Genomic DNA, 12,731 nt, shown 5'->3' with positions numbered 1-12,731 from the left:
ATGACCATTGACAAATGACCAATGACCATTGACAATCTTAAATTCCCGACTTCTAACCTCAAAGGACTAAAAAAGAAGCCGGGACTTTGCCCTAACTGCTCAAAATCTATACAATCTATAATCTAAAACTAAAATTGGTATGGGTCGTAAGCAAGATAATCTCGTTACTGAATTTAACTTTATTCTTCCTAGAGGATTGATTGATAGCCAAAACCGAGTTCATCGTCATGGAGTGATGCGTTTAGCTACCGCCAAAGATGAAATTGTCATCCAACAAGAACGCAAAGTTCAAGAGAATCCAGCCTATGGTACTTTGGTAATGTTAGCACGAGTTATTACCCGCTTAGGTAGCTTAAACTCTGTTAGTCCCGATTTATTAGAAGGTCTACTCTTGCATGATATTGCTTATCTGAGAGAATTTTATAATCGTATTAATCAACAAGGAAATGTCGAGATACCCACACAATGTCCTCATTGCAATACTCAATATTCAGTCGAGCTAAAACTCGCGGGGGAGTAGTCAGCTACCCCTCTGATACCTTATATGAGGAGGTAGCTTTCATCGCTTATCACTTCCACTGGTCACAAGATGATATTTTTAATTTAGAGCATAAAACCCGTCAACGCTGGGTTACAGAAATTAATAAAATTAACCAAAAATTAATATGAAAATAAAAGTTAACTACTCACCAACCCTAAATGAAGTTAACGAACTTGATTTAGCATTAGCAACTACACCAAAAGGAGAATGCATTATCGGTCGTTCTCCTGATTGTGATGTAGTTCTAGACAGTCCTGATGTTAGTAGAATACACGGTAAATTCTTTATTCAAAGTGGAAATTACTATTTCTGCGACCTTGGTAGTAGAAATGGCTCAATCATTAACGGTAAACTAGCGGAAAAAAATAGCCCCTTCTTATTAAAGGATAAAGACATTATTCGCATTGGCGATTACACGATGATAGTGGAAGATATAATTCCAGCATCAGAACAATTGGCAGAAACAGTATTTAGAACGATAGATCCAGCAATATTTTCTGGGCGACTTAGCGCTAATCAAACTCCAGAGGTAGTCAGTCAATCTGAAGTAGAAGTTAGTCAAACACAAAACGAAGTAGAAGCTACAGAATTAGAAGAAGCAATTAATGCTCTAGAAAATATCTTAGAAACCTCAGAAGAAACTGGTGAACTAGAAGCTGATGTAAGTACACCAACAGCAGAAGAAGAAGTTACTTTTATACAATCCCAAGATGTTGATGTTATTACACCAACACCAGAAGCGGTAAGTGAAATTCCTGGGACTATTAATCAAGAAAGTGTCGCTACCCCAGAACCCGAAGAAGTCACTTTTATACAACCTCAAGATATCATTACGCCAACATCAGAAGCGGTAAGTGAAGTTCCTGGGACTATTGATCAAGAAAGTGTCGCTACCCCAGAACCCGAAGAAGTCGCCTTTATAGAACCTCAAGATGTTATTACGCCAACATCAGAAGCGGTAAGTGAAGTTCCTGGGACTATTGATCAAGAAAGTGTCGCTACCCCAGAACCAGAAGAAGTCACCTTTATACAACCCCAAGATGTTATTACGCCCACACCAGAAGCGGTAAGTGAAAATCCTACAACGATAAATGAAGAAAGTGTTGCAACATCAAATGAAATTCCTGGGGATATTAACGAGCAATATCTTGATGAAGATGCAGAAATTTTGCGAGAATTCACAATAGTTCAACCACGAGATATTGCCAGCCACTCATATCAGAGATTGAGCGAAGTTACTCCAGATATTAATGAACAAAATATCGTGGAAGAAGAGGAAATTCTCCAAGAATTTACTAATGTACAACCGCGAGATATTCTTGCTCAAACGCCAGAATCAACTAGTGAAGTTCCCGCAGATGTGGCGGAAATTTTACAAGACTTCACTATTGTGCAACCGCGTAATGTAAATCTACCCTTTGATTCAATTAGCGATACTGACGAAAGTATTAGTAGTGAAGATAGTGTAAATGAGGTTAAGGTAGATATTGCACCAGTAGAAGCCCCAGAATTTGTTGATAACTTTACGCCAGAGTTTAGTCACGATGAAGAAGGTACATTTACAGAAGATGTGCTGATTGTCTCCGGCTCTATAGTTAGCGGTTCATCCGATATCGTGAGTGAAGTTCCTGATATTAGTGCTGATGATGCATCAATAGTTGAAACACCAACCGAAGTAGTCAGCGAAGTTAGTCAATCAGCAGATATCAGCGATCGAGAAGTTAATTTGACTGCAAATAATACAGAAGAATTAGTTGCAGATATTGGAAATTTAGAAACTGCACAAGATGTTGATGCTGTACCTGCAACAGTTAATGAAGTTGCGGAACCAACTAATATTGAATCTTTAGAAGAAGTAGAAGAATTAGTTGTTACTTCTAAATCTGAACCTGAAAGTGCAGAAGATGAAACAACGCCAGAATTAGTTGTTACTTCTAAATCTGAACCTGAAGGTGCAGAAGATGAAGTCATGCCAGAATTAGTCAGTAATCAAACTTCAGAATCAATTAGTCAAACGTTTGCCGAAATTTTTGGCACAGAAAAAACACTATCTGATGAAATAGCCGAACAACAAATACCTGTAAGTGAGCCACAGCCAATGATCAGTCAAAAAAATATAGTTCTTATAGCTCACGACAGCAAAAAATCAGAATTAGCTGAGTTGGTGAATCAACACAAAGAGTTTTTCTCACAGAGTCTGACTGTTGCTTGGCCATCTATCAGTGAAGTTTTAAGTCAACAAGCAGGTATCACTATTAGTCAACAAATTCCAGCCGCCACATCTGGAGGATATCAAACTATTAATTCCTTGGTAAATTCAGGAGAGGTTTTAGCAGTAATTTTCCTCAGAGATTTTCTCGTACCTCAGCCTGGTCAAGCTAATGAAGAAGCATTCTTAAGAAGCTGTAACATTAACCAAGTTCTCCTTGCAACTAATTTACCAACCGCAGAGGCGATCGTGCATTATCTCAAACATTTGTAGATCAGCTATTCTGCTTTTAAGTTGCACAATCCATCATGAGGGCTGTTGACTGTTGACAGCCCTTAGGGACTTCCAAATAAAAAAACATCCCAATCATTAACTTACTAAGCCCGCAACTCGTAGGGGCGGGGTTACCCCGCCCCTACAATTTGGGATAATTTATTTTCTGGAGTTCCCTTATTAGTAGTTATGCAATTTAGATGGACATTAGTTTATACCAATTCTCTGTGAAGCTGCACATAAACGCCCGCAGGCTAGAAGCCTGGGGCTAAACAAACAAAGCCTGCCTACGCAGGCTAAATTATATGCATCTTCATATTAAATTGGTATTACATGCATCAAGCACAGGAGTAGGCGCAAAGAAAAAATAGCTAATCCTCAATGCCCCATGCCCCATGCCCCATGCCCAATAACAATTAACAAAAAATGCGCAAATCAATCATTTACATGGGATGCTGGTTGATTGATTAGTGAGATTTGCAGATGTCTGTTGTTTCTGGTGTAACTGTTACTGTTCCCGCCACCACTGCTAATTTGGGGCCTGGTTTTGACTGTATCGGTGCAGCTTTAACGCTGTACAACGTGTTTAATTTCAATCGTCTGGATGAAGGCGGGTTAACTATTCATGTCACGGGTGAGGAAGCTGATGGGGTACAAACTGATGAAAGTAATTTGCTCTATCAAGCTTTTGTGAAGCTATATCAATATATAGAGCAGATACCGCCGAGTGTGAAAATTGAAATTCAGCTAGGTGTACCGTTGGCGCGGGGTTTGGGTAGTTCGGCGACTGCAATTGTTGGGGGTTTGGTTGCGGCTAATCAACTAGCTGGGGAACCTCTCTCGCAGTTGCAAGTGATGGAATTAGCGATCGCAATGGAAGGACATCCGGATAATGTAGTCCCGGCTTTATTAGGCGGATGTCGTCTGGCGGCTAGCAATGGTGCAGCTTGGGAAATTTGTGATGTACCTTGGCAGGAAAATATTATTCCAGTCTTGGCGATTCCTGATTTTGAACTTTCTACTTCCGAAGCGCGGCGAGTTCTCCCTACGGAATTTAGCCGTGCTGATGCCATTTTCAATACCGCCCATTTAGGATTATTGCTGCGAGGTTTAGCAACTGGTAAGGGAGAATGGTTAAAGACAGCTTTGCAAGATAAATTACATCAGCCCTATCGTAAAGCTTTGATTCGTGGTTACGATGCCGTGAATATGGCGGCTGTAGCGGCTGGTGCATATGGCATGGTAATTAGTGGTGCAGGGCCGACATTATTAGCTTTAGCCGATGCAGAACATGCTCAAGCTGTAGAAGCGGCGATGAGGACTGCTTGGCAAGCAGAAGGAATTACAGCTGTAGTGAGATCGCTTTCTCTGGATAACCAAGGCGCGAGAAGCGTTAAACAAGGATAAACAGGAATTATGCAGCAAATTGTCTCGGAAATAGCAGCCATTCGCCAGCACATTCAAGCTCTCGAACAAGAACGCGCTAGTTTCACTGTAAATAATATAGTGCCCAGCGAGCATAATTCACCCAGCGCGATCGCCGAAGCTTACCGTCGCTTTGCCAGAGAAAATGCCCAACTAGCGGTAGAAATTAAAGGTATTGATGATGCGATCGCCGCCTTGGAACTTCAGCTAGAACAAAAACAAGTAGAACTTGCAAATTGGCATATTAATTCTAAACAACTCACCCTCCAGCAGCAGCTAGAAGAAGCTAGAAGCGTCGCCCAAGTTCATGCGCAACGCATTAATCAACTCGCTGGCGAACTAGCAACCGAAATCCGCCTGCTGAAATCTTGCGCCGATGAGCTAAGTCCCTTGTATTGGCAAGTTTATTACAAGCCTTTCATTACCGGCTTCAAAACAATCTCCGTTCCTCACGTGCGCTCCGATGGCGATGTGTGGACAATTGTCAACCGCATTGTTTAACCTCAGCCGCCATCAATATATATAGCGAATTGCAAGTTGGTGAGGTACAGATAATCGTTGATTGTAGGGGCATTGGCACTGCCATGCCCCGAAGCGCGTACCATCATTTACCTCAAATATGCTGTATATAGTGCTTGCTACAACATTGAACCCACAAAGGTGGGCTTTGTACTAAGAGCCAGTGGCTTGCAGCCAGTGGGCGCTCTATAGGGTTTGTAGCCATCCTCAAAAGCACCCCTTAATAATGTCGCGAGTAATCACTCACTACAAATCGTTACCAATTTATTTACAAACAGTTATTTATTATTCAAACCAAATTTCTAAATTTAACTTTTGCTATAAGCCTATCAGTGAGTAGCTTTCAGCCCATCCGCAAAATTCTGGTTTGAAATTTACAAAAAAATAGACCACACATTGACGTTGCAAAACTTTACAATTAGAATGGTGGACGGCAAAATGATGAGTATTTATCTCTATCCAAATCTTAAGATTTACTCTCGTAGGGATAAATTACGTTTACAAATCTACAAGCTCGTTCATATACTGTAATCAAAAGAAAATTGTAAATCAATTGTCAAAAGTGATGAGTCTTATTCAAGTTCCTTGGCTAACGGCCATAATACTCTTGCCCCTGATGGCATCCCTAGCCATCCCGTTGATTCCCGACAAAGAAGGTAAAACCGTTCGCTGGTATGGTTTAGGAGTAGCACTAGCAGACTTTGCCCTCATGATTTATGCCTTTTGGCATCACTACGACTTCCAAAACTCCGGCTTCCAACTAGTAGAAAAATATTCTTGGATACCACAGTTAGGATTGAACTGGTCTGTAGCAGTAGACGGTTTATCAATGCCTCTAGTGTTACTAACCGGCTTAATTAACACCCTAGCAATCTTCGCGGCTTGGAAAGTAACCAACAAGCCGCGTTTATTTTATGCATTAATGCTGGTGATGTACAGCGCCCAGCTTGGCGTGTTTGTTGCCCAGGATTTACTATTGTTCTTCTTAATGTGGGAAATCGAGTTAGTACCTGTATACTTACTAATTTCCATTTGGGGTGGTGCAAAACGCCGCTATGCTGCGACTAAGTTTATTATCTACACTGCTGCCGCATCAATATTTATTCTGATAGCTGGTTTTGCAATGGCATTTTCTGGAGATACCGTCACCTTTGACATGGCGGCTCTAGGAATGAAAGATTATTCTACAGCCTTTGAACTATTAGTTTACGCAGGTTTCTTAATTGCCTTTGGCGTGAAAATGCCAATTTTCCCTCTACATACTTGGTTACCTGATGCTCACGGTGAAGCCTCTGCACCTGGTTCCATGATTTTGGCTGGTGTATTGCTGAAAATGGGTGGCTATGCACTCATCCGCTTCAATATTGAAATGTTACCTAATGCCCATGTGACATTTGCCCCAGTATTGGCAATCTTGGGTGTAGTAAATATTGTCTACGGTGCTTGCTGCGCCTTTGCTCAAACTAACCTCAAACGTCGTTTGGCTTACTCTTCAATTGCCCACATGGGGTTTGTATTAATTGGGATTGCTTCCTATACAGAAATTGGGATTAGCGGTGCAGTTCTCCAGATGGTTTCTCACGGTTTAATTGCTGCTAGCTTGTTCTTCCTCTCTGGTGTAACTTACGAACGTACCCACACCTTGATGATGGACAAAATGGGCGGTATGGGTAAAGTAATGCCCCGTACCTTTGCTCTATTCACAGCAGGTTCAATGGCTTCCCTCGCTTTACCAGGAATGAGCGGATTTGTCGGTGAATTGATGGTATTCCTGGGTATTTCTAGCAGTGATGTTTACAGTTCTAGCTTCAAAGTTGTAGTTGTATTACTCTCCGCAGTTGGCGTAATTTTGACTCCGATTTACTTACTGTCGATGTTGCGTCAAGTATTCTACGGTAAGCAAAACGAAGAGTTACATCTCGATAAATTCATCCCTGATGTTAGACCCCGCGAATTGTTTATCACCGCTTGTCTTTTAGTTCCCATCATCGGTATTGGTTTATATCCCAAGTTAATCACCCAAACTTATGATGTCAAAGCAGTACAATTAGCTGCTCATGCACGCCAAGTTCTACCAGTTGTTGCTCATCAGCAACCATCAAGCCTCTACTCTCGTTTGTTGAAAGCTCCAACATTGGCTGCTTCTCCAGTTGAAAATTTGGTTAATATTACTGACTAATTATATTTTTCACTAAGGGTGCTGCAAGTAAATTCTAAATATGAGGGGAAAATAGGTGGTTGCAAGACCACCTATAATTTTATGTATTTTTGCCCAAGAATTAGCTGAAAAGCAGACTATAAGATACCTGGTTAATTTTGAGCTTGCATTAAATTATTGATTTAACGAATTTATTTGTTTTGGCGGTGCATTACGCTTCGCGGTAACACACCCTACTGGACTGTCTAAGCTAAAATTTTGCAATAAATTTCTTCTTTTCTCTCTGTGTTCTCTGCGCCTCTGCGGTTTATTAATGTACTACTTTAGCTTAGACACGCTACTACCTGTTATTCAAAAATAAAATAGTAATCTTGATATTAGTTTCTATAGCAATCCTATCTGAGTTGTGAAAATATTTTTTTAATGAACCGCCAAGTACGCCAAGGATATGAGAAAAGAACTGAGAGTTTGTCAGTTTCATAAATAATTTCGATTGCTATATCTTCCCAGTTACATATACCGTACTATAGATACCATCCTGAGCCTTCAAAGACTAAATTTAGTAGGTAAGCGGATACTAGGAGTATAGAAACTCATGCCAGATAAACCAAGGCTGGAGGAGCAAATAATATCACAAGCAGCAGAAAATACCTTAGCTAACCGACTGGATGAAGTAGAACAAATAGACGTAGATGTGCGCACAGACTTGTTGAAAGTCGCTCAGGGACAAGTGGAAGAAGTTTCCCTAACTGGTAAAGGTTTGGTGCTGCAAAAAGATATTCGCGTACAGGAAATCAAAGTCAAGACAGATAGCATTGCTGTCAATCCTTTAAGTGCGATTTTTGGGCAAATAGAACTAAATGAACCAGTAAATGCGATCGCGCGTATAGTCATGACAGAGGTTGATATTAACCATGCACTGTCCTCAGATGTAGTTAAAAGCCAAGCACAAATTTGGCAATTAAATGTAGATGGTGAAATTGTCAGTTTTCATCTGCAACAAATCCAAGTATTACTGCCAGGTAGCGGTAAAATGGAATTTATCGGCAATGTTTTAATTGAAGAAAAAGGACAAAGCCGTCCGTTAAGTTTTACCGCAAGGGTTAGCCCACCTACAAATTCACAGCCCTTGATGTTAGAAAGTTTTAACTGTACTCAGGGAGAAGGCGTTTCCGTCCCTCTAATTGCAGCTTTAATGCGTAAGTTGAAAGAATTGCTGCAATCATCTTATTTTGCATGGGACAATATGATGTTACGCATCAAAGATATAGAGGTTAAAAAAGACAATCTCATACTTTTAGTCGAAGCCCATGTAAAGCAAATCCCCTCTACAGAAAATCTACCTTTGAGTAAGTAAATTCTGCATCCAAACAATCAAAATTTACTTACTATTTTGGCTGTCAATCTCTTTAATTCTCTAATTTCCGAATATGCAAGAATACGATGTTGTAATTATTGGTGCAGGACATAACGGTCTAGTTTGTGCTGCTTATTTACTCAAAGCTGGCTATAGTGTATTACTACTAGAAAAGCGTTCTGTTCCTGGTGGTGCAGCGACAACAGAAGAATGTTTACCCCAAGAAGCACCAGGATTTAAATTTAATTTGTGTGCTATCGATCACGAATTTATTCATTTGGGGCCAGTTGTAGAAGAATTAGAACTAGAAAAATACGGTTTAGAATATCTGGAATGCGATCCAGTAGTTTTCTGTCCTCATCCTGATGGTAAATATTTTTTAGCTCATAAATCTCTCGAAAAAACTTGTGCAGAAATTGCACGTTACAGCGAACGTGATGCTAAGAAATATGCCGAATTTACCGACTATTGGCAACGAGCATTAGGGGCAATGATTCCCATGTTTAATGCGCCACCAAAGTCAATTATAGATATTCTCGGCAACTACGATATTACAAAAATCAAGGATTTATTTTCTGTCATTGGTTCGCCTAATAAAACGCTGGATTTTATTCGCACTATGTTAACCAGCGCCGAAGATTTACTAAACGAGTGGTTTGATGAAGAATTTCTCAAAGCACCCCTAGCAAGATTAGCCGCCGAACTTGGCGCACCACCATCACAAAAAACTATTGCTATTGGTGCAATTATGATGGCGATGCGTCACAATCCTGGTATGGCTAGACCTCGCGGTGGTACTGGCGCACTTGTCAAAGCTTTGGTGAATTTAGTCACTAGTAAAGGTGGCGTAATTCTCACAGATCAGCATGTAGAAAAAGTGTTGATTGATGATAAAAAAGCGGTAGGTGTGCGGGTTGCTGGTGGTAAAGAATATCGAGCTAAATATGGCGTTATTTCTAATATTGATGCCAAGCGTTTATTCTTACAAATGACTGATAAAAGTGATATTGATGCAGTCGATCCGGATTTATGGGAAAGATTAGAACGGCGAATTGTTAATAACAACGAAACAATTCTCAAAATCGATTTAGCCTTAGATGAACCATTACGCTTTCCTTACCATGCACATAAAGATGAATATCTAATTGGCTCTATTTTGATTGCTGATTCTGTTGCTCATGTAGAACAAGCTCATAGTAAATGCACTTTAGGAGAAATTCCAGATTCCGATCCATCAATGTATGTTGTTATGCCCAGTGCTTTAGATCCATCTTTAGCACCACCGGGTAAACATACGCTGTGGATTGAATTTTTTGCTCCTTACCAAATTGCAGGTGCAGAAGGTACAGGTTTAAAAGGTACTGGTTGGACAGATGAATTAAAAAATCAAGTTGCAGATAAAGTTGTTGATAAGTTAGCAACTTATGCGCCAAATGTCAAAAATTCCATTATTGCTCGGCGTGTAGAAAGTCCAGCAGAATTAGGAGAAAGATTAGGCGCTTACAAAGGGAATTATTACCACGTTGATATGTCTTTAGATCAAATGGTATTTTTCCGTCCTTTACCAGAAATAGCCAACTACAAAACACCAATTGATAATCTATTTTTAACTGGTGCGGGAACACATCCCGGTGGTTCTATTTCTGGGATGCCGGGACGTAATTGTGCTAGGGTATTTTTACAAACCAAACATCCAATCGCCCAGACTTTAAAAGATGCGAGAGATTCCATTAAGTCTACTGTCGGTTCTGTGTTTGGAATTATGTAGTTGTTATCTCAAAAGGCAAAGATATGAAGGAAAATTTTATATCTTTGCTTTTATCTTTATATCTGTAAGAGATTAGCGATCGCTTGCGGTAACGGCAGTACAATTATCACCAATAATGCCATTGATAATAAACCTAAAATATCCCGTTTATTATCTAGTTCGGTGACATCATTAAGGGCAGGTTCATCAACTAAGGGTATGAGTAATAGTATGATTGCCCAAATGAAATATTCTGATTGGATAAAAGACAGTAATAACAGCAATAAACGCGCTATTTGCCCAATAGCGATCGCAGTTCTTTGACCAAAGATAGCGTGAACAATATGACCGCCATCTAATTGGCCTACAGGCATTAAATTTAAGGCGGTGACAATTAATCCTAAAAATCCAGCGATCGCAACTGGATGTAAGTTAATAGCTGACGTTGCAGTTAAACTATTTCCTAATGCTAATTTGGCAAGTAATGCTATCAAAATAGAATATTTAGGATTCAGCGCCTCTGGATTTAACATGCCAATTTTTGGGTTTAAAGCCACCACTTCCGAATGAGCTAAACCCCAAATTAACAAAGGTAAAGTGACAATAAAACCAGCAATTGGCCCGGCAATACTGACATCAAATAAAGCTTTACGATTAGGAATTGGACTCCGCATTTGAATAAATGCGCCAAAAGTACCTAAGAAAAAAGGCACGGGGATAAAATAGGGCAATGTGGCGCGGATTTTGTAGTATCTAGCTGTTAAATAATGACCGAGTTCATGGATACCCAAAATTGTCATTAATCCTAAAGCATAGGGCAATCCTTGGAATAAAAGCTGGGGATTGGATTGTAATGCTTTGGGAGTGACACCAGCAATTGACGAGCCAACTAAGGTAGTAGTTACTAAAGTAGCGAGTAACAGCACCAGTGCTACTACTGGGCGGGTTAATTTTTCTTGTTTGGGAGAATTAACCTGCTTTGCTGCTTGATTGTTGGGAACAAGGACAAAGAAAGGTTTGCTGTTGATACCTTCTTGAAATATCAGCAAAAAGCGATCGCCAAATTGGGCTTCGATATTAGACTTAATTTGCTGATAAGCCTGAGTGGGTGAAGTTCGCAATTGACCGCGACAAATCACCGCCTGGGGTCGATACTCAATGTTTTGAATGTAGTATGTAGACCAGGGAAAGCAATTTCGCAGTTGGGTTTCTTCCGTTGGTTCGATGGGACGCACTGTCACTGGTTCTGCGGTAGGATGGATAGCCGATTGTGTTGCTTCTATAGCTTGTGGTTCTGTTTGTTTCTCTCTGGGCGATCGCCTTCCCCATTGAAATAACAGCCAGTATAACAAAATACAGATTATTGATGACCACAGGATCAGCGATGCTGGCGGCGGTACTTTTGTCCCATACCGCAGCGTCCATCCACTCAATAAAAATGCTGGGGTCATTAAAACCAGCCACAATAACCAGACGGGTGTCTGGGTGCTATGGGCGACAACACGCTGCACCATTAGATAAGTAGCTAGTCCCAGTAAAAGGAGAAACCAAAATGTCATTTGCTCTTCGGTAATTGGAAACAATGTCTTACTAGTAGGGTTAGCACCACATCTGTGACTACTAGCCAGACTTAAAAAACCCCATTTTTTCCCCAAAGGTTAACAACAGTTGTTAACTCTCCAGCTTGTAGCCTGCTGCAGTTTAACTGTGTAACGATTGATTACAACTCCTCAGTTTCGGTTTTTTTATGTGTCCCTTACCTCAACAGCCAAGTCATACAGTTAAGCCACCAAGGGCTGTACTTGATAGTATTTATGCTTTTCCACCAAATCGGGACACATTAGGGGGAACCTCTTATTTTATTGTAAGAAATGAAAGTAATATCCTCATTGATTGTCCGGCTTTAGAACAGACAAATTTAGATTTTGTGCGATCGCATGGTGGTGTTCGCTGGTTATTTATCACTCATCGCGGTGCGATGGGGAAAACAGCAGAAATCCAGCAAGAATTAGGTTGTGAGGTCATAATTCAAGAGCAAGAAGCATATTTATTACCAGGCTTAACTGTAACTACCTTTGCTCAGGAACTGACTTTAGATAGCAGTGCCCAAGTATTTTGGACACCAGGACATTCACCTGGCTCATCTTGTCTTTATTACGATCTTTTGGGCGGCGTGCTATTTTCCGGTCGTCACTTAGTTCCCAATCTTCAAGGAGAGCCAGTACCATTACGGACAGCAAAAACCTTTCACTGGCCGCGACAACTAAAAAGCCTCAAGTACATATTAGAACGCTTCACCCCAGAAACCCTAGAATACCTTTGCCCCGGTGCAAATACTGGTTTTTTACGGGGCAAAGGTGCGATCGCGCAAGCTTATCAGAGTCTGGCTCGATTTCAGGAAGAGGGATGAGGGAAGGGAAGGGAAGGAAGACAAGGAGGACAAGGAAGACAAGGGGGACAAGGAGGACAAGGGAGATAAATCATAAATGCCCATGCCCAATG

11 protein-coding genes are annotated in these 12,731 nt (G+C 40.6%); 10 read left to right on the top strand and 1 reads right to left on the bottom strand.

Features of this window, described 5'->3' with window-relative positions; translation table 11 throughout:
• Positions 1-139 precede the first annotated feature (139 nt).
• The 9 genes from H6G08_RS17360 (at position 140) to crtO (ending at position 10,250) form a co-directional block, all read left to right on the top strand.
• A complete protein-coding gene (locus tag H6G08_RS17360) occupies positions 140-520 on the top strand; it encodes a phage tail assembly protein (RefSeq protein ID WP_190545119.1) in 381 nt (126 codons plus the stop codon).
• Positions 466-669: a DUF6760 family protein gene (locus H6G08_RS38525; protein ID WP_096643393.1), complete on the top strand. Its 204-nt coding sequence runs from the start codon at positions 466-468 to the stop codon at positions 667-669. The genes H6G08_RS17360 and H6G08_RS38525 overlap by 55 nt, the downstream gene beginning before the upstream one ends.
• Complete coding sequence (locus tag H6G08_RS17355; protein WP_190545117.1) at positions 666-3,023, top strand: FHA domain-containing protein; 2,358 nt, start codon at positions 666-668, stop codon at positions 3,021-3,023. The genes H6G08_RS38525 and H6G08_RS17355 overlap by 4 nt, the downstream gene beginning before the upstream one ends.
• 483 nt (positions 3,024-3,506) lie before the next feature.
• Positions 3,507-4,430, top strand: a complete 924-nt coding sequence (gene thrB / locus H6G08_RS17350; RefSeq protein WP_190545114.1) for a homoserine kinase — start codon at positions 3,507-3,509, stop codon at positions 4,428-4,430.
• Between the two features lie 9 nt (positions 4,431-4,439).
• Complete coding sequence (locus H6G08_RS17345) at positions 4,440-4,949, top strand: hypothetical protein (RefSeq protein ID WP_190545112.1); 510 nt, start codon at positions 4,440-4,442, stop codon at positions 4,947-4,949.
• Positions 4,950-5,006: 57 nt separating this feature from the next.
• On the top strand, positions 5,007-5,159 hold the full coding sequence (locus H6G08_RS17340) for a hypothetical protein (protein ID WP_190545110.1): 153 nt from the start codon (positions 5,007-5,009) through the stop codon (positions 5,157-5,159).
• A gap of 373 nt (positions 5,160-5,532) precedes the next feature.
• Entirely contained in the window at positions 5,533-7,146 is a 1,614-nt protein-coding gene (locus H6G08_RS17335) for an NAD(P)H-quinone oxidoreductase subunit 4 (protein WP_190545107.1), read from the top strand.
• 574 nt (positions 7,147-7,720) lie between these two features.
• The gene (locus H6G08_RS17330) at positions 7,721-8,482 is read left to right on the top strand and encodes an LmeA family phospholipid-binding protein (RefSeq protein ID WP_190545105.1); all 762 of its coding nucleotides are present in this window, start codon (positions 7,721-7,723) and stop codon (positions 8,480-8,482) included.
• A 73-nt stretch (positions 8,483-8,555) separates the two neighbouring features.
• Positions 8,556-10,250: a beta-carotene ketolase CrtO gene (gene crtO / locus H6G08_RS17325; protein ID WP_190545103.1), complete on the top strand. Its 1,695-nt coding sequence runs from the start codon at positions 8,556-8,558 to the stop codon at positions 10,248-10,250.
• Between the two features lie 56 nt (positions 10,251-10,306).
• On the opposite strand, the gene H6G08_RS17320 is transcribed toward crtO, so the two are convergent.
• Positions 10,307-11,788, bottom strand: coding sequence for a site-2 protease family protein (locus H6G08_RS17320; RefSeq protein WP_190545101.1), 1,482 nt, complete (start codon positions 11,786-11,788; stop codon positions 10,307-10,309).
• Between the two features lie 188 nt (positions 11,789-11,976).
• Between H6G08_RS17320 and H6G08_RS17315 the strand changes: the two genes are divergently transcribed.
• Positions 11,977-12,639, top strand: a complete 663-nt coding sequence (locus H6G08_RS17315) for an MBL fold metallo-hydrolase (protein WP_190545099.1) — start codon at positions 11,977-11,979, stop codon at positions 12,637-12,639.
• Positions 12,640-12,731 lie beyond the last annotated feature (92 nt).

The organism is Calothrix anomala FACHB-343 (assembly GCF_014696435.1).
In the GTDB taxonomy this organism is placed as follows: domain Bacteria; phylum Cyanobacteriota; class Cyanobacteriia; order Cyanobacteriales; family Nostocaceae; genus Aulosira; species Aulosira anomala_A.
Note: the sequence above shows the minus strand (reverse complement) of the source record. Positions and strands in the feature narration are given on the sequence as shown.